We start from the raw sequence: 18549 nt of genomic DNA, 5'->3' as shown, positions 1-18549 counted from the left end.
AATGAAACTAAGCGAGCTCTTAAATAACGTCCACGTTAAACAGGTAACGGGTAATGCCGAAGAGAAGGAAATTAATAATCTCTCTATCGATTCCCGGAATGTGGACAAATATACGCTCTTCTTTGCAATCAAAGGTTTTAAAACCGACGGACATAAATTTATTCAAGATGCATTGAATAAAGGTGTACAGGCGGTTGTATTGCAGGATCCCGAAGTTGTGCCCGACATGATTTTCGAACACTGCAATGCAGTTAGAATATTGGTTGAAGACAGCAGAAAAGCACTGGCCGAATTCTCCGACAGATTTTACAATAGCCCTTCAAAAAAAATAAAATTAATCGGAGTAACAGGCACTAAGGGTAAGACCACGACTGCATTTTATCTTAAATCACTTTTTAAGTTTGCTGGTTATAATGCCGGCTTAATAGGAACAATTGCGAATTATATAGGCGATGAAGAATTCAAAACAATGCTAACAACTCCACAATCTCACGAAATTAATTATTTACTCGATAGAATGGTGAAAGCAGATTGTAAATATTGTTCGATGGAAGTTTCTTCACATGCACTGGACTTACACCGTGTAGATTTTCTCGATTTCGATTACGCCATTTTTACAAATATTACTTCCGACCATATGGATTATCATTTGACTTTTGATAACTATCTCAAAGCAAAAAAAATTTTGTTTGATATGCTTCCACAGAAAGCATCGGCTGTTATAAATGCGGACGATCCGAGTGCAAATGAAATTGTGCGAAATACAAAAGCTAAAGTAGTTAGTTATGGCACATCCGAAAAAGCTGATTTCAGAATTAAGGATATAAGATATTCACTGGATGGGACTGATTTTGTAATTGTATATAAAAATAAAGAACATAGATTACACACAAAATTGATTGGCCATTTTAACGCTTACAACGCTGCAGCAGCCTTTGCAGTTGGAGTTCTGGAATCGATCGAAATCGAAAAAGTTGTCAGTGCAATCGAAAATTCTCCTCAAGTTCCGGGAAGATTTGAAGTGGTTTCTGAAGGAGAAAAGAAGGTGATCATCGATTACGCTCATACAGCTGATTCTTTGATGCAGGCATTAAAAGCTATAAGAAATATCGTGGGTTACAGTCGACCGGTCTATACAGTATTCGGATGCGGCGGCGACCGCGACCGTTCCAAACGACCGATAATGGGCAGAATTGCTTCCGAAATGAGCACTAAGGTTTTTGTTACTTCGGATAATCCACGTACCGAAAACCCTTCTGCTATTATTAATGAAATTATACACGGCATAACGAAGAGTAATTATTCAGTTATAGAAAACCGAGAAGAGGCAATTAAAGAAGCAATACAACAATCCGAAAAAAATGCCGTTATTCTGATCGCTGGCAAAGGACACGAGAATTATCAGGAAATAAACGGAGTAAGAAAACATTTTTCAGATAAAGAAACTGCAATTAAATACTTGAATTTATGAGTGGTAAAATAAAAATATCGCTGGAAGACCTGTTCGAACTTAAAGGCGCTGAAATTTTTAATCCGGACTATTATAAACCAGTAAGCACAGTTTCGATTGACACCCGAAAAATAGAAAACAAATGCGTTTATGTTGCAATTAAAGGCGAGCGATTTGACGGACACGATTTTGTAGGCGAAGCAGTAAAAAAAGGTGCCAGTGCGCTCATTGTTAATAAAAGAAAACTTAAAAAGATTTTCGAATCGAACACTTTTGATACATATCGTACCACAATTGTTTCAGTACCCGATACAGTAATAGCACTGGGTGAAATAGCCAATAAGTGGCGAAAAAAAATTGGTGCACGAGTAATTTCAATTACCGGGAGCAATGGAAAAACTACTACTAAAGATATTCTGGCATCGATTCTTTCTGAGAAATTTATTACGGTAAAAACCGAAGCAAATAACAACAACCATATCGGTGTGCCGCTTACTCTTTTGTCGGCCAATGAAAAAACCGATTTTATCGTCTTAGAGCACGGCACGAATCATTTCGGTGAAATTGAATATACCGCCAAAATTGCCGAACCCAATTTTGCATTAATTACAAATATTGGCGATTCTCATATCGAATTTTTACAAAACAGAGACATGGTTTACCTAGAAAAAGCTGCTCTACTGTATATCGCTGACAAAAATGGTGGTCTGGTTTTTATTAATAATGACGACCCCTTACTTAATAAGAATAAAAAAAATTTCAAGAATGTGATTACTTACGGTTTTCGGAATAGACCGATTGTTAAAGGTAAAATTAATGGTTATGAAAAAGACGGCAGGACTAATCTAAAAATTAATTACAAAGAGATGGAAAAAGAGTTTAAACTTTCTTTGTACGGTGAAGCAAACGCTATCAATTTTCTTTCTGCTGCGACAGTTGCATTGAATGTTGGCGTTGGTGAAAGAGAACTTGAAATAGCTTCACAAAAACTCGTACCAGCAAAAGGCAGATTAAACGTCGTAAAAATGCGTGACTTATTTTTAATAGACGACACTTATAACTCAAGTCCTGCTTCTGTTGAAGCTGCTTATAAACTTGTAAAGAAAATTAAGGGATACAATAATAAGATTTTTGTTCTTGGCGACATTTATGAACTCGGGGAAAAGTCGGCAAAAATTCATAAAGAACTTGCTGCGTTATTTAAACCAGAAAAAAATCTTTATGTCCTTACACTCGGTCATTATATGAAATACATGAGCGACGAGTTAAAGAAAAGAGGAATAAAAACCATCCACTTCAAAAATCGAGAAGAATTGTCGATTTACTTGAAGTACGAAGAACTCAAAAATTCCGTGATTCTCGTAAAAGGTTCACGGGGTATGGAGATGGAAGAATTTGTTAAAATAATAAAAGAGAGATTTGAATAATGTTTTATTACTTATTCGATTATATAAACGAAATATTCAGTCCACCGGGATTCGACGTATTCCGGTTCTTATCGTTCAGGTCGGCTTTGTCGGCAATAACGGCGCTTTTGATGTCGTTTTTGATTGCCCCGAAAATAATCAGGAAACTGAAAGAAAGTCAGATTGACCAGCCGATACGAGACGATGGACCGAAGACGCACAAAAAGAAAGCAGGAACACCTACAATGGGCGGAATTATTATTCTGCTTTCTGTTGTTGTACCTGTCTTATTATGGAGCGATATCAAAAGCCACTTTATATTGCTCGCGCTATTTGCCACTATTATTCTCGGCTTAATCGGATTTCTTGATGACTATCTTAAAGTGGTGAGAAAACTGCCGACTGGATTGATAGCACGATACAAACTAATGGGACAAATTTTTGTTGGTTTGATTGTAGGCGTGACGGTTTACTATCTGCCAGAATTTGCACAGTATAATACTCAAACTACTTTGCCGTTCTTTAAAAATCTAAATTGGGATTTTTCTTATCTGTATATACCATGGGTTATCTTTATTATTACAGCTACTTCGAACGCAGTTAATTTAACCGACGGACTCGACGGGCTGGCTATCGGCACTATGACTATTGTTATGCTTGCACTGGCAATAATTACATATGTAACAGGTAATGTAATTTATGCCGATTATCTCAATATTATCTATCTACCCGGTAGTGGAGAGTTGACCGTATTTATTGCAGCATTAATTGGAGCCGGGCTGGGATTCTTATGGTACAATTTTTACCCCGCGGACATTTTTATGGGCGATACAGGTTCACTGGCACTTGGAGGTGCGTTCGGCGTACTTATGATAATAATTAAGAAAGACCTTTTGATTCCAATACTCGGTGGTGTCTATTTCATAGAGACTATATCGGTTATTATTCAAAGACTCTATTTCAAATACACTAAAAGAAAGTACGGCGAAGGGAGACGGGTTTTCAAAATGGCTCCGATACATCATCATTTTGAGCAACTTAACTGGGCTGAACCAAAAATTGTAGTACGCTTTTATATAGCAACAATAATACTGGCAATAATAAGTTTAACATCATTCAAGATCAGGTAATGGAAATTAAGGGAAAAAAAATATCGATAATCGGTGCAGTACGGAGCGGAACAGCCGCGGCAAAGCTTGCAAAAAAAATGGGCGCTTTTCCCTTTGTTAGCGACTCAGCAAGCAAGCAATCCATTCTTAAGTCGATTTCAGTTTTGGAATCTGAAAATATTCCTTACGAAACTGAAAAACATTCGGAACGAATTTTCGATTGCGATTTTATCGTAACGAGTCCAGGCGTCCCTTCGTACTCGGGCATCTTAGCCGAGGCAAAAAGCAGAGGCATCGAAATATTTAGCGAACTCGAATTCGCAAGTTGGTTCAATAAAGGCAAAACAATTGCGATTACCGGTACAAACGGAAAAACTACTACGACGTCGCTAATGGAATACACTTTACGTCAAAATGGCTTCAAGACATATTGCGTTGGCAATATTGGCGTTCCTTTTTCGGATGTCGTTACGGAGATTGGAGAAGATGATTTCGTAGTTGTAGAAGTATCCAGCTTTCAACTTGATTACATAAAATATTTTAGACCAAAATTTTCTGTGATATTAAATATTACGCCCGATCATCTTGACAGATATAATAATGATTTTAATCTCTACGCACGCTCGAAAATGAATATTACCAGAAATCAAACTTCAGACGATTTTTTGATTTACAATGCCGATGATCCAAATACTATCAATTTTATGCCAGCTACGGATGTGAATAAATACGGCTTCTCGCTCCAGAAAGAATTATTCAAGGGTTCATATGTAAAAGAAGGAAATATGATTTATTCTGATGAAATCAGAGAAACGGTATGCGCGGTGTCTGACTTGTTTATTAAAGGTCCACACAATGTATCAAACGCGCTGGCGGTCATGACTGTAGCAAAAAAAGTTGGTATTGAAAACAAAAAGATCAAAAGTGCATTTTCATCGTTTCAGGGGGTAGAACATCGTATCGAGTTCGTGCGTGAATTTGAAGGCGTGGAATACTACAACGATTCAAAAGCAACAAACGTTGATTCGGTCTGGTATGCGCTCAACAGCTTCGATAAACCAATCTATTTAATATTGGGAGGGAAAGACAAAGGTAACGACTACAATAAAATAAAAGAGCTTGTTGCAAGGAAAGTTAAAAAAATATATGCAATCGGTTCATCAGCGAACAAAGTTTATGAATTTTTTAAAGAAACTGTTCCCGTTGATTATAAACAATCGCTGGAAAGTTGTGTTCTTTCTGCTCGAAAAGAAGCCAGTCCAGGCTCAGTCGTCCTTTTATCGCCGGCGTGTGCAAGCTTCGATATGTTCGACAATTATGAACACAGAGGCAAAGTTTTTAAAGAAGCAGTAAACAATTTAAAATAAATGAAAACACTCATAAGAATATTGATAATTCTTGTCGTAGCTCTGGTATTGCTTGGTGCAATTATGGTTTTTACTTCAAGCGACACCTACAGCATGACTAAGTATAACAATTATTACTCGATGTTCAAGTCCCATATTATAAAGGTAATACTGGCTCTCTTTGCAATTGTTTTATTTTCATTTATACCCTATGATCTATATCGTAAGTACAGCAAACAAATGATGTTGTCCGGGCTTATTTTATTGATTGCCACATTAATATTTGCTCCTAAAGTCAAAGGTGCAGCAAGATGGCTCGACCTCGGCTTTTTTAGTTTCCAGCCTTCGGAAGCAGTAAAAATTTTGTTGATAATTCACTTATCGGTCTTGATAGAAAGAAAAGGAGAATTGATTGCTAATTTCAGAAGAGGTTTTGTTTATGCTCTAATCTGGATTGGGCTTGTATGCGGATTGATTATTCTTCAGCCAAACGTAAGTACTAGTTTGATAATTGCCTTTACTTCTTTCGTGTTGCTATATGTAGGTGGTGCGAGTTTCAGACATATTGCGGGAATCTTGTCGATAGGGATCTTCTTTGTGGGTTCGGCGGTGATATTGTACAAACATTCTCGCGAGCGCCTTTTTGATTATGTGAATAGTCTTATGACAGGCAGCGATATAAATATTCAGGTTATGCAAGCTAAGATTGCACTTGGCAGCGGTGGATTGAAGGGTTTGGGATTCGGACGCAGTCGCCAGAGCGACCTCTTTTTACCTGAATCTTATGGCGATTTTATCTTTTCAATCATAGGTGAGGAAACAGGATTCATCGGGACAGCTTTAATATTGTTCACATACTTCACACTTTTTATCATCTGTCTGGTCATAGCCAAGAAAGCGCAGGATAAATTTGGGCAGTTGCTCGTGTTCGGATTGGGATTCAATATTCTAATTAGCGCTTTTATTAATGCTGCGGTTGTTACCGGATTGTTTCCGACTACTGGCATTACGCTTCCTTTCGTTAGCTTTGGAGGCACCTCTGTGGTTTTTATGGGTATATCGATAGGAATCATAATTAACATTGCATATCAAACGATGCAAACGGAAAAATTAAAACTGGCTCAAGTAGGATGAAGAAATCGAATCCATATCGTTTTGCATTTGCAGCTGGCGGCACAGGCGGGCATCTTTATCCAGCCATCGCCGTTGCTCAGCATATAAAAAAAATCCTGCCAGAGTCTGAAATCCTTTTCTTTGGTAACAAAAATAAAATAGAATCGAAAGTCGTTCCCCAATACGGTTTCGAATTCAGGGATATCTGGATAAGCGGATTTTATCGAAAATTTGATTTAAGAAATTTAATGTTCCCTGTAAAACTTGCAATTTCGTCTTTACAATCTCTTCTGATTATGATGCAATTTAAACCACGCGTTACAATTGGATGTGGTGCTTATGTATCTGGACCTGTTATCTGGGCAGCTTCTGTAATTGGTTCGAAAATTATTTTGCTCGAACAAAATAGCTATCCGGGCATTACGAATCGATTGCTCGAAAGAATGGCAGATGAAATTCATGTGGCGTTCGAGGAAAGTAGAAAATATTTCCGTCGTAATGAGAAAATTTATGTAACGGGAAATCCCATACGAATTGATTTGAAAGAAATTGATAAATACGAAGCGGCAAAAAAATTTGGTTTGAATCCTGCTAAAAAAACAGTGTTGATAATCGGAGGTAGTCTGGGCGCAAAATCGATCAATGATTCAATTGCACAGATTGCTGATTTAATTGAAAAAAATGACCTGCAGGTAATATGGCAGACAGGAAAACTTTACTATGACGAGTACAAAAAATATAACACAAAACAAATAATAGTTTTACCATTTATTGATGATATGCAGGCAGCTTATTCGGCTTCCGATTTGGTAATTACAAGGGCGGGTGCAACCACGATTGCTGAGCTTTCTGCATTAGGAAAAGCTGCTATTCTTGTGCCCTCTCCCAATGTGGCTGCCAATCACCAGTATTTTAACGCTCTTACGTTGGCTGAATCAAATGCCGCAGTTCTTATTGAGGACAAAAATTTATTAGCAGAATTGAAAAATAAAATTATTGAATTAATCAACGACGAAAAAAAATTGGAAAAATTATCCGACACCATAAAAACATTTTCAAAACCCGAAGCTGCCTTAGTGATAGCTCAAAAGGCAATCAGTATGGCAGAACAGATTAATTAAGGAGCAGACTTTATGATGATGAAAACAGTAAAAAACATACACTTTGTAGGCATCGGCGGAATTGGAATGAGTGGCATAGCAGAAATATTGTTGAATCAGGGATTTAATATAACTGGCTCGGATTTGAATAAGACTGAAATTACCGATAGGCTGGAAGCACTGGGAATAAAAATTTATGAAGGCCATCACCCCTCAAATATTGAAGGAGCTGATGTAGTAGTCTATTCCTCGGCGGTCAATAAAGATAATCCAGAAGTAAGTGCGGCTATTGAAAAGAAGATTCCAGTTATAAAACGCTCTGAAATGCTTGCCGAATGCATGAGAATGAAGTATGGAATTGGTATTGCCGGTACACACGGCAAGACTACAACAACATCGATGGTCGGACTTACATTGACGGAAGCCGGAATCGACCCGACAATTATTGTCGGCGGGAAATTAAGCAGTCTCGGAGGCACAAATGCACGACTGGGTAATGGTGAATTCATTGTAGTTGAAGCCGACGAATTTGATAGAACTTTTTTGATGTTGACACCTGTTATAGCTGCAATCACCACGCTCGAAAAAGAACATCTCGATACATACAAAGATCTGGACGACATTAAATCGGCATTTGTCGAGTTCGCCAATAAAGTTCCGTTCTTCGGCTTTGTTGTGCTCTGCCTTGACGAACCAGCCCTGCAAGATATAATACCATTAATAAAGAAAAAAATATTTACCTACGGGCTTTCGCCTCAAGCCGATGTACAGGCGATAGATATTACACATAAAGAGAGTTCCTCTGAATACACCGTTGTTTACAAAGGGGAAACCTTAGGCAGGGTTAAATTAAATGTCCCCGGCGTTCACAATATCAAGAATTCTCTTGTGGCAATTACAATTGCAAAAGAACTTGGAGTGCCTTTCGATACAATTAAAAAAGCCTTAAGTGATTTCACGGGAGTTTATCGCCGCTTCGAGAAAAAGTACGACAATGATGTTATGGTTATTGACGATTATGGGCATCATCCGACTGAAATAAATGTTACTCTCGACGGTATTCGTAAAGGCTGGAAAAGAAGAGTGGTTGCTGTATTTCAGCCTCATCTTTATTCGAGAACGCGAGATTTTTATCTGGAATTCGGCAGGTCCTTTTTGAATTCCGATGTTTTTATTTGTACCGATGTTTATCCTGCCAGGGAAGAACCGATCGAAGGAGTTTCCGGTCTTCTGATTGCCGAAGCTGCTAAAAAGTTCGGTCATAAAAATGTGATTTACGAAGCCGATAAAAACAAGATACCAGAAATTCTAAAATCGATTTATAAAAAAGGCGACATAATTATTACACTCGGTGCCGGCGACATCTGGAAATACGGTGAAAAATTTGTGGAATACTTAAAATCAAAAAGTAAATGAAAACAAAAGAATACATAGCGGGATTAGTATTCTTATTGCTGCTAATTTCAATTATCGGATATTTCGCAGTGACTATCCGGAAAGAAAATTACAAAATTGATTTGATTACTATTGAAGGAAACAATCACCTTTCTAAAGAAATGTACTTGAAATTTGCGAATCTACTGATCAGAAGGAATTTTAGAGAACTTACATTGCAAATAATTAAAGATCGGATTGAAAAACATCCTTATGTAAAATATGCGGACGTCAGTTTTATAAGCAACGGAAAAGTTAATATAGTTTTGCATGAAAAGAATTTCGATGCGATATTGATTGAAAATCAAAAGCAATATTTGATTACGGATAACCTTGAAGCGGTACCTTTGCTGGAAGGTACAGAACGCGTCGATTATCCTGTTATTACAAATCCTTATCTCGAAAGTAAAATAAAGCCGTTTCTTAATTTGAAAAGAAATTATGATGTACTGACCGCTTCAAAAATATTGAGCGGGATAAAGCTCATCAACCCCGAATTATATAGCAATCTATCGGTTGTCGACATGAGAAAAGGGGGAGATGTGGTAATGACTTTTTCGTTGTTCGATTATCCCGTTATATTCGGCAGGGATGACGAAGCGAGAAAGATAGTTTATTTCAACGCACTCTGGAATTATCTGAAAGGGAATGAAGCAAATAATTTAATTGAATACATCGATTTGAGATATCATAATCATATTTATTTCGGCTTTGCCGCAGATAGTATAATATCGGGAGAAGATCAAACATGAAAAGAAATATTATAGCTGGACTCGATCTGGGTACTACGAAAGTATGTGCAGTTATTGCCGAGCATGCAGAAGATAACATTAACATACTCGGATTCGGTGTTGCTCCATCAGAAGGATTGAATCGCGGGCTGGTTGCAAACATCTCTAAGACCGCCGAAGCAATTAGCGAGGCGATGAACATTGCCATTAACAGGGCTGGCTTGAGCGTTGAAGAGATTAACGTTGGAGTTGCAGGCGAACACGTAACAAGTTTAAGGCATCGTAACTATGTGACAATTAACAATCCTGAGAGGGAAATTACCGAAGAAGATTTGAATCGTCTTAAATCCGATGTACACACAATAAGAATTCCTTCGGACAGACAAATACTGCACATTATTCCTGAAGAATTCTTTGTCGATTATCAGGGTGGAATCGAAGACCCAATTGGAATGTGTGGCTCGAGGCTCGAGGCAGTTAATCATGTAGTGTTGGCTTCAGTGCCGGCTATTCAAAATATTAAAAAGTCAGTAGAACGTGCCGGTTATAAAATTAAAGAGTTAATTCTACAGCCGATTGCTTCAAGCTTATCGGTGCTGGAAGAAAACGAGAAAGATCTCGGTGTCTTGTTAATCGATATTGGTGGCGGTACAACCGACCTGGCTGTTTTTCATCGCAAAGCTATTAAACATACTAAAGTTATTGGCGTGGCGGGAAATCAGGTCACAAATGATATAAGAGAAACACTCGGTATTGTAACGGCAGACGCCGAAAAATTGAAAAAAGAATACGGCTACGCTCTGGAAAGTGCAATAATTAAAGATGAGGATATTTATATAAAAGGTGTCGGAGCGCGTGGCAATATCAAAATTCCATTAACTCTTCTGACACAAATTATCAGCGTTAGAATGCGTGAACTATTCATGCTGATCGATAATGAATTACGCCAGACTGGATTGAAAAATAAAATTAAAGCTGGAGTGGTATTAACAGGCGGTGGTTCACTTCTCAGAGGAACAACAGAGCTGGCTGAAGAGGTTTTTGGATTGCCTGCGAGAATTGGTGTGCCGCTTGATTTGGGCACAGGCCTATCCGGCGAAATTGAAAGTCCGGAATTTGCCACTGCCGCTGGATTGATTAAAGGTATGCCTGGTAAGTCGGTTACCGAATTCTCCGATTCCAGAGATCTACGAAAAGAAAAGAATCCTATTAAAATAAATCTGTTCAAAAAGATACAGGAATTTTTTGAAAATTTATAAATATACCACAACAAGGAGGAATTATGACCGATTATACTGACGGAAAAAAAGAACGACTCAAATTTGTAACTCTCGACAGGGAAGATTCACAAAATTTGTCTGCCGTTCTGAAAGTGGTTGGTATTGGCGGTGGTGGGTGCAATGCAATCGACAGCATGATTCACCGCGGATTAACCGGCGTCGAATTCGTGGCTATCAATACAGACGCCCAGGTACTTAAGAACAGCCTGGCTCATCATAAAATCCAGATTGGTACAAACGTTACGCGTGGACTCGGTGCTGGAGCCGACCCTAACGTAGGTAAAAAAGCAGCCGAAGAAGACCGAGAAAAAATTACACGCATTCTCGATGGCAGCGATATGGTGTTCGTAACGGCAGGAATGGGCGGTGGAACCGGTACAGGAGGAGCTCCAATTGTTGCTTCGATTGCTAAGAGTCTTGGCGCACTGGTAGTAGGTATCGTTACAAAGCCTTTCAACTGGGAAGGCAAAAAGAGAATGAAAAATGCAGAAGATGGAATTAAGGAACTTAAGCAATATGTAGACAGCCTTATTGTAATTCCAAACAGCCGAATCCTCAGTATAATTGACACTGCCACGGCAGCAAGAGCTGCATTCGATAAGCCTAATGAAATACTCTACGAAGCTACACGTGGAATTGCAGACATTATCACAATGACCGGTATTATCAATGTCGACTTTGCAGACGTGAGAACAGTCATGCGCGATAGCGGTCATGCATTAATGGGATGCGGAATTGCAAGCGGTGAAAACAGAGCAATCGAAGCTGCACAAAAAGCTATTTCGTCGCCTCTGCTCGAAGGAGTTTCGATTAAAGGAGCTAAAAACATTCTCCTGAACGTTTCAGGCTCGTCAAATATGACCATGCAGGAGGTAGAAGCGGGAAATAACATTATCTTTGAAGCAGCGGGTGAAGAAGCAAATGTTATTTTCGGCATCGTCAATAAAGAAGATATGAACGATTATATTTCTTATACTGTAATCGCTACTGGATTTGGCGACGACCTCGAAACGAACGGAATAGGAAGTTTTAGAAGGGATGGTAAAAACTCCGGAAAAGACAAAAAGTCCGTTCCATCTTTCGGAGGATTTTCAAAAGAAAAAATCATTTTAAACGAAGCTAACATCAATGAACAGGATCTTAATATTCCAACAATTTCTCGTGTTCGTGGCGATATGAAACTCTTTCCAGAAAATGATATCGATGAAATTCAATCCGGATTCAAAACAAAAAATAAGGATTACTACGACGAAAGAAAAAATAATGACGACGAAGATTCCTCTTCGTTCTTAAGAAAAATAATGGATTAAAAAAGAATAATATGGCCGGATTTGATTATCCTTGTTGTGGTGACGAGAGTGATCCAATTAATCAGTCCGGCCTTATTAATCCTATTCAGGAAAATCTTTCCAATTACTGAAGTAATTCTTTACTACAACTGTTTGATTAAAAAAGTACGATTTATCGGGTGTTTAGATATAAAGCTATAATTTTTATTATCTACTTCCTTATTCAGTAATTTTAGCAAATGAAGATATTGGTACATCATTAATAAAGAAAGCAAGCTTCGGATATTTAAGCAGCCATTTTTCATTTACGACGAGGGAAGTTTGCAATTTTCGATTACCTATCAACACAGAATATTCTTGATAAAAAATCTCATGAGGGAATTGTGAGTAATCTCCAGGTTATCAATTCCTCGTTTTTAAGTTTGATTAATAATTTCTTATTTTGACATAAACAATTCGGAAAGTATTAATATGAAGAGAATTTTATTTTTATTGATAGTATCGTATACACTTCTGTCGGCTCAGGAAAATGCTGAAATCGGATGGGTAGCACGTTTCGGATTAGCCGGCGGAATTAACCCTGTATATTTGTTCCCCAATGTCGAGCCCTTGAACTCTCAGATACAAAGTATCGGGTTGAGTGGATTGTCTGAAAACGGTATGATTGCATGGGGCGGTAGTGGTTATGCTTATATAATGTTTGTGGAAAATCTCCGAATAGGTGGTGTTGGTTTAAGCGGCTCGATGAATACATCAGGCAAAGTAGGCGAGTTCGATAAAGAAGTAAGATACGGCTACGGACTGGGTGGTCTAACCATTGAATACACTTTCCCGTCTGTCCATCGCATCGCAATTTCTGTTGGAGGCATTATTGGTATGACTTCAACCGAAATTGAAATCTATCAATCGAGTATGAACTATAACTGGGAAAATTTATGGCAGAAGGGAAATAATAAAACTCAGGAAGTAAGCGATAAATTGTCTAAAACTTCTTATCTCATTGCACCAACTATAAATTTTGACATTCCAATTAATCGATTTATTGCCTTCAGAGTAGGAGCGGGCTATAGTTTCAATTTTGGAGGCGAGTGGGAAATTAATAATGGTAAAAATATAGAGGGTGTTCCTTCGGATTTGAATTCAAATACATTCTTTATTCAAACAGGAATTTATTTCGGTTTCTTTTCTTACTGAGAGGGTAAAAGATGAGCTTAAAGTCTATTCTTGTAACTGGCGGTGCGGGCTTCATTGGAAGTAATTTTATTAACAATCTATTGCCAGAACATGACGATTGGTTTGTCGTTAACCTCGATAAACTAACTTATGCCGGGAATCTGGAAAATCTGAAACCAGTTGAGAACAACAAGAATTATACTTTCGTAAAAGGAGACATTACAAACAGAGAGCTGGTCGATTATCTTTTTAAAAAGTATCGTATCAAATTTGTAATCAATTTTGCCGCCGAATCTCATGTCGACAGAAGTATCCTTGGTTCGGAAATTTTTTACAGAACAAATGTAATCGGAACAAATATACTGCTGGAAGCTGCAAGAAGGTATGGTGTAGAAAAATTTTTGCAAATCTCGACCGACGAAGTATACGGAAGTTTGGGCTCAGAAGGATTATTCACAGAATCGACACCTCTATCGCCAAATAGTCCTTATTCGTCAAGCAAAGCTGCGGCCGATATGATGGCACTGGCATTTCATCACACGTATGGACTTCCGGTTGTAATAACGAGATGTTCTAACAATTACGGTCCATATCAATTCCCTGAAAAATTAATACCGTTGATGATAATCAATGCTCTTAATAATAAAAAACTTCCGGTTTATGGCGATGGTTTGAATGTGAGGGACTGGATTCATGTGTATGATCACAACAGAGCTGTCGAAACCGTTTTTGAAAAAGGGAAAGCTGGTGAAGTTTATAATATCGGTGCAAGTAGAGAAATGAAAAACATCGAAATTGTCAAACTGATACTAAAAAAATTGAATAAATCAGAAGACCTCATTGAATACGTAAAAGACAGACCGGGGCATGACCGCCGTTATGCTATCGATTCTTCAAAAATCCAGAATGAACTTGGCTGGAAACCAAAACTTAAGTTTGAAACTGCACTGGATGAAACTATCGAATGGTATATCAATAATAAAAGCTGGTGGGAAAGGGTTATTTCGGGCGAATATAAAAAATATTATAAGACACAGTACGGCAGGGACTAATTATATTCTTAGGAGATGAAGATATTACTCTGCAATAAAAATTATTACCATTGCGGAGGCGTCGAAACTCTCTTCTTATCAACAGAAAAATTACTCAATGACAAAGGGCATACCGCAATTCCATTTAGTTTAAAATCGACTGTTAATTACAATTCTGAATATTTGCAATACTTTCCATCACGTCCTGAAAACAGATTACTGAGGGCTTTAGATTCTTTTTATTCATTTAATTCGATATATGCGCTTAAAAAAGTAATTGATAAGTTTAAGCCAGAGATTGCTCACGTTCATAATATAAACGGTGGACTAACATTTTCAATTCTGCCTGTTTTGAAGGGACACAAAATTCCAGTTGTCACTACAATACACGGCTTCAAATATTTATGTCCTGTCTGGGAATTTTATAACAGAAAAAAGGGCGTCTGCGAAAAATGCGCAGGAGGAAAATATTATCATTGCATATTGAACAGTTGCTCGAATGAAGGCCTGACAAGAAGTATTTTACTGGCAGTAGATAGTTATTTTCGTGACCTGTTTCTTAATTTCAGAAGGTATTTTAATTACTTCATTTTTGTGAGCAATTTTACGAGAAACAAATTTCTTAGTCTATTTCCCGACTTAGAAAAAAAATCGGAAGTACTGTACAATTTTACTGATGAAATTGAAAACAGAATTACGAAGACAGTGAGGCGGGATTTTTTGTTTATCGGAAGAATTGAATATAACAAAGGAGTCGACTTACTGGTCGAGGCATTCAGGCGCTTGAATTCTTTTAAATTGATTATAGCGGGTGAGGGTAGGCTTCTTGATACATTAAGACTTACATCCAGTAAGAATGTAACGTTTTTAGGCAACCTTTCGAGAAAGGAAATTAAAGATGCAATAAAACAATCATATTTTGTAGTTATATCATCGAGAACATACGAAAATAATCCATATGCTGTTATTGAAGCTTTTGCGGCTGGTAGACCTGTAATTGCACCAGCTCTGGGTGGAATCCCTGAAATAGTTGAAAATGGGGAAAATGGTTTTCTTTACCTACCAAATAATATCGATTCGTTGGTTGGTTCACTTAAAAGTGCTTATAGCCTTGACGAGGAAAAATATCTCGATATGTGTAGCCGTGCTCTTCATACAGCAAGAAATAAATTTAATCGAACTCTGCATTATGAAAAGTTGATAAACATATACGAAAAAGTATTAAAAGAATATTAGACTAAGAAATATTTGTTTGGGTGGTCTAAAAGTTCTATTTTTTGGTTCAACATCCAGAAAATATTATTAAATTAATTGGCATTAGAAAATGAGAATAAACATAAGATATCTCGTCCTTCAATTATTTTTATTGTCATCAATAATATCTGCGCAGCAAAACGATAATAATACGACAAATAGTGACAAGTCGACCTTATTCACACAGCCAATAACTGTTACTATCGGTGGTAATTTTATTGTAAACGGTTCTTTTACTGCTTTGTCGGTACAAAGGCTCGATCATTTTATTACGAATCTATTTATTGAGTCGCAGCGAGAGGCATTAGCTTCGCTTACGCAGCTAGAAACAATTAATATAGTAAAGAAGCAATTGGAGAGCTATCCTTTGCGGGGAATTAAATTAATGAGGGCAGACCGAAGTGAAATGATTATTGATTTATTGAAATTCAGATTGACCGGAGACTTTAAATACAACCCTTATCTTAAAGATGACGATGTAATTATTTTCCCCGATTACGACGAAGAAAAAGATTTTGTCGACATTTCTGGGGCAGTAAACAAGCCGATCAAGTTTCAATATGTGGAAGGTGACCGTTTATCCGATGCGATTTTGTTTGCTGGTGGAATTAGTAAATCATACGAAAATGTTAGTAGAGCTGAAATTTATCGACTTTCGGCGGACGGTTTGAATGAAGAAATTATTCAAACAAATATTTCGGATGATATTGAACTCAGAAGAGGTGATCGTATTAAAATAATTGCCGAAGAGAATAAGCGACATGATTATAAAGCCCTTGTTCTTGGAGAAGTGAAGAATCCCGGATATGTTTATCTAACTGCCGAAGGATTGCCTGTCTATGAAGTAATTAAGCGAGCCGGAGGCTTTACTGTTAACGCAGATTTATATAGAGCAGAAGTACTTAGGAATGACGCACCGGAAAGTATCTTGAGGAAAAATCAGCTGTCAAGAGATTTTGTTGAAAGTAACGATAATTTACTCCTGCCCGAAACACAATTTCAACTTGAACAGAAGAAAAAACTACTGGAAATGATGCGTCTTGCCAATCTAACAGAGGAAGATACACTATTCTTTAATATCGATAACCAACTTCGGGTTTTGGAAAGTGAATCGCTGGTAGACTTTACAAAGATTGAGAATCCAGAATCCGAAGAAAGTAAATTTTTGGTTAAAGACGGTGATGTGATTTTGGTTCCCTCGAAATTCGAATACGTTTATGTATTCGGGCAAGTTGCTAAAGCAGGGTACTTTAAGTATGTCCCTGATATGAACTATAAATATTACATCGAAAAAGCTGGGGGTCTAGCCGAAACAGCAAAAGGCGATGACCACGTTGTTGTTATTAAAGGGAAAGGAAAAAATTGGGTTACAAAAGAAATAGAAAAGTTGAAGATTGAACCTGGTGATTATATCTATGTGCCGAAAGACATACCAAGGACCACATGGTTTTATGTAGCAAGAACAGGAGCCGTGTTGAGCATAATAGGGAGTATAACGACTATTATAATATTGATTTTACAAATTACTAAATAAATTTTGGAACAGTAATGAATCGGATTAATCAATCAACAGAACATCAAGTAGAAATAGTAGGAAGTTCGTTTATAGAGTTTTTATCAGTGCTTGTTAAATATAGAAAGTTTTTATTCTGGTTCATTTTTACGATAACTGCTGGAACCACAATATATGCGTTGCTTGCACCCAAATGGTACAAGTCGACAGCTTCTGTATTGGCTGCAGAAAGAAACGATATATTATCTACTCTATCTGGTTTGTCGAGTCTGGCGAAAGGATTTTCTGCTAGTAAAGGCTTGGCTGCATTAACGGGTGGAAATACTGAAACGGATCGATATATAGCAATACTAAAGAGTGCAACGTTGACCGATGAAATAATTAAAAAATTTAGACTCCGAGAAGAATACGATATGGAAGATGATTATTATGAAAAAGTAGTTAAAAAATGGCAATCTAATCTTGAATTAGAAATCCAGGATGAAGGTAATTTAACTATTACAGTCTATGATAAAGATCCTCAAAAAGCTGCGGATATAGCAAATTATATGGTTAACAGACTTAATGAAATCAATACACAATTGAGTATTACGAATGCCAAAGCTAACAGAGAATTTATTGAAAAAAGGTATTTGCAGAATCTTACGGATATTAAAAACCTTGAAACTGAAATGCAGAAATTTCAGGAAAAATATGGAGTAATAGCTGTCCCAGAGCAAATTGAAGCAACTGTTAAATCGATGTCGGGCATTTATTTGGATATGTACCGTAAAGAAGTTGAATTTAATGTTGTTAAACAGATTTATGGTATAGATCATCCTCTTGTACACACAACGGAAATAGAACTAAATGAACTTAAAAAGAAAATTGACCTGCTTAATTCTGGCAAGGACGTATCCCAGAAAAATATAAAATTGTTAATTCCATTTAAGGAAGCGCCAGAATTGGGAAATGAATATCTGAAAATCTACAGGAATCTGGAAATTCAGTACAAAATATTAGAATTTATTCAGCCATTATACGAGCAGGCTAAAGTAGAAGAAGTACGCAATACTCCCAGTGTGCTTGTGCTTGATAAAGCTGGTCCTGCAGACAGAAAAGCAAAACCCAAGGGAAGTATATATGCGGCAGTAAGTTTTGTTGGATCAGTAATCCTCGGCATATTTATCATATTTATTCTCGAGTTATTTTATAAGATTAAATCTATTAATCCAGGTAAATATGAAGAATTGACAGGTTGGTTAAAGATTAAAAGGAAACAAAATTAATATTACCAGTAAATCATCTTAAATGTCGCATAAACTGAAAATACTTATCGAC

General features: G+C 37.2%; 15 protein-coding genes. All 15 read left to right on the top strand.

Features of this window, described 5'->3' with window-relative positions; translation table 11 throughout:
- Position 1 precedes the first annotated feature (1 nt).
- Positions 2 to 1471: a UDP-N-acetylmuramoyl-L-alanyl-D-glutamate--2,6-diaminopimelate ligase gene (locus ACUN8G_RS10975; protein WP_437347394.1), complete on the top strand. Its 1470-nt coding sequence runs from the start codon at positions 2 to 4 to the stop codon at positions 1469 to 1471.
- Positions 1468 to 2877: a UDP-N-acetylmuramoyl-tripeptide--D-alanyl-D-alanine ligase gene (locus tag ACUN8G_RS10970; protein ID WP_437347395.1), complete on the top strand. Its 1410-nt coding sequence runs from the start codon at positions 1468 to 1470 to the stop codon at positions 2875 to 2877. Before ACUN8G_RS10975 ends, ACUN8G_RS10970 begins: the two co-directional genes overlap by 4 nt.
- Positions 2877 to 3986, top strand: coding sequence for a phospho-N-acetylmuramoyl-pentapeptide-transferase (gene mraY / locus ACUN8G_RS10965; protein WP_437347396.1), 1110 nt, complete (start codon positions 2877 to 2879; stop codon positions 3984 to 3986). The genes ACUN8G_RS10970 and mraY overlap by 1 nt, the downstream gene beginning before the upstream one ends.
- Positions 3986 to 5332 (top strand): UDP-N-acetylmuramoyl-L-alanine--D-glutamate ligase, encoded by a 1347-nt coding sequence (gene murD, locus ACUN8G_RS10960; RefSeq protein WP_437347397.1) that lies wholly within the window; start codon positions 3986 to 3988, stop codon positions 5330 to 5332. Before mraY ends, murD begins: the two co-directional genes overlap by 1 nt.
- Entirely contained in the window at positions 5333 to 6445 is a 1113-nt protein-coding gene (locus ACUN8G_RS10955; RefSeq protein WP_437347398.1) for an FtsW/RodA/SpoVE family cell cycle protein, read from the top strand.
- Positions 6442 to 7545 carry an undecaprenyldiphospho-muramoylpentapeptide beta-N-acetylglucosaminyltransferase gene (murG, locus tag ACUN8G_RS10950; RefSeq protein WP_437347399.1) on the top strand — a complete coding sequence of 368 codons (1104 nt, stop codon included), beginning with the start codon at positions 6442 to 6444 and terminating at the stop codon, positions 7543 to 7545. Before ACUN8G_RS10955 ends, murG begins: the two co-directional genes overlap by 4 nt.
- Before the next feature lie 15 nt (positions 7546 to 7560).
- Entirely contained in the window at positions 7561 to 8940 is a 1380-nt protein-coding gene (gene murC, locus ACUN8G_RS10945; RefSeq protein ID WP_437347581.1) for a UDP-N-acetylmuramate--L-alanine ligase, read from the top strand.
- The gene (locus tag ACUN8G_RS10940) at positions 8937 to 9710 is read left to right on the top strand and encodes a cell division protein FtsQ/DivIB (protein WP_437347400.1); all 774 of its coding nucleotides are present in this window, start codon (positions 8937 to 8939) and stop codon (positions 9708 to 9710) included. Before murC ends, ACUN8G_RS10940 begins: the two co-directional genes overlap by 4 nt.
- Entirely contained in the window at positions 9707 to 10948 is a 1242-nt protein-coding gene (gene ftsA / locus ACUN8G_RS10935; protein ID WP_437347401.1) for a cell division protein FtsA, read from the top strand. The genes ACUN8G_RS10940 and ftsA overlap by 4 nt, the downstream gene beginning before the upstream one ends.
- Positions 10949 to 10971: 23 nt before the next feature.
- Positions 10972 to 12279, top strand: a complete 1308-nt coding sequence (gene ftsZ, locus ACUN8G_RS10930; RefSeq protein ID WP_437347402.1) for a cell division protein FtsZ — start codon at positions 10972 to 10974, stop codon at positions 12277 to 12279.
- 450 nt (positions 12280 to 12729) lie between these two features.
- Entirely contained in the window at positions 12730 to 13452 is a 723-nt protein-coding gene (locus ACUN8G_RS10925) for a hypothetical protein (protein WP_437347403.1), read from the top strand.
- Positions 13453 to 13463: 11 nt separating this feature from the next.
- Positions 13464 to 14483 (top strand): dTDP-glucose 4,6-dehydratase, encoded by a 1020-nt coding sequence (rfbB, locus tag ACUN8G_RS10920; protein ID WP_437347404.1) that lies wholly within the window; start codon positions 13464 to 13466, stop codon positions 14481 to 14483.
- A 15-nt stretch (positions 14484 to 14498) separates the two neighbouring features.
- On the top strand, positions 14499 to 15698 hold the full coding sequence (locus ACUN8G_RS10915; protein WP_437347405.1) for a glycosyltransferase family 4 protein: 1200 nt from the start codon (positions 14499 to 14501) through the stop codon (positions 15696 to 15698).
- 88 nt (positions 15699 to 15786) lie between these two features.
- The gene (locus tag ACUN8G_RS10910) at positions 15787 to 17250 is read left to right on the top strand and encodes an SLBB domain-containing protein (RefSeq protein ID WP_437347406.1); all 1464 of its coding nucleotides are present in this window, start codon (positions 15787 to 15789) and stop codon (positions 17248 to 17250) included.
- 14 nt (positions 17251 to 17264) lie between these two features.
- Positions 17265 to 18497, top strand: coding sequence for a GumC family protein (locus tag ACUN8G_RS10905; protein ID WP_437347407.1), 1233 nt, complete (start codon positions 17265 to 17267; stop codon positions 18495 to 18497).
- Positions 18498 to 18549: the final 52 nt, after the last annotated feature.

Source organism: Melioribacter sulfuriphilus (genome assembly GCF_052656625.1).
The sequence above is the reverse complement of the archived record's forward strand: the minus strand, read 5'-3'. Positions and strand labels throughout refer to the sequence as shown.

Bases quoted from the DNA above. Each gene is read 5' to 3' on its own strand.
- ACUN8G_RS10915 (WP_437347405.1), top strand. From the start codon at position 14,499: ATGAAGATATTACTCTGCAATAAAAATTATTACCATTGCGGAGGCGTC.
- ACUN8G_RS10955 (WP_437347398.1), top strand. From the start codon at position 5,333: ATGAAAACACTCATAAGAATATTGATAATTCTTGTCGTAGCTCTGGTA.
- ACUN8G_RS10940 (WP_437347400.1), top strand. From the start codon at position 8,937: ATGAAAACAAAAGAATACATAGCGGGATTAGTATTCTTATTGCTGCTA.
- ACUN8G_RS10925 (WP_437347403.1), top strand. From the start codon at position 12,730: ATGAAGAGAATTTTATTTTTATTGATAGTATCGTATACACTTCTGTCG.
- ACUN8G_RS10905 (WP_437347407.1), top strand. From the start codon at position 17,265: ATGAATCGGATTAATCAATCAACAGAACATCAAGTAGAAATAGTAGGA.
- murG (WP_437347399.1), top strand. From the start codon at position 6,442: ATGAAGAAATCGAATCCATATCGTTTTGCATTTGCAGCTGGCGGCACA.
- mraY (WP_437347396.1), top strand. From the start codon at position 2,877: ATGTTTTATTACTTATTCGATTATATAAACGAAATATTCAGTCCACCG.
- murC (WP_437347581.1), top strand. From the start codon at position 7,561: ATGATGAAAACAGTAAAAAACATACACTTTGTAGGCATCGGCGGAATT.
- ACUN8G_RS10910 (WP_437347406.1), top strand. From the start codon at position 15,787: ATGAGAATAAACATAAGATATCTCGTCCTTCAATTATTTTTATTGTCA.
- rfbB (WP_437347404.1), top strand. From the start codon at position 13,464: ATGAGCTTAAAGTCTATTCTTGTAACTGGCGGTGCGGGCTTCATTGGA.
- ACUN8G_RS10970 (WP_437347395.1), top strand. From the start codon at position 1,468: ATGAGTGGTAAAATAAAAATATCGCTGGAAGACCTGTTCGAACTTAAA.
- ftsZ (WP_437347402.1), top strand. From the start codon at position 10,972: ATGACCGATTATACTGACGGAAAAAAAGAACGACTCAAATTTGTAACT.
- murD (WP_437347397.1), top strand. From the start codon at position 3,986: ATGGAAATTAAGGGAAAAAAAATATCGATAATCGGTGCAGTACGGAGC.
- ACUN8G_RS10975 (WP_437347394.1), top strand. From the start codon at position 2: ATGAAACTAAGCGAGCTCTTAAATAACGTCCACGTTAAACAGGTAACG.
- ftsA (WP_437347401.1), top strand. From the start codon at position 9,707: ATGAAAAGAAATATTATAGCTGGACTCGATCTGGGTACTACGAAAGTA.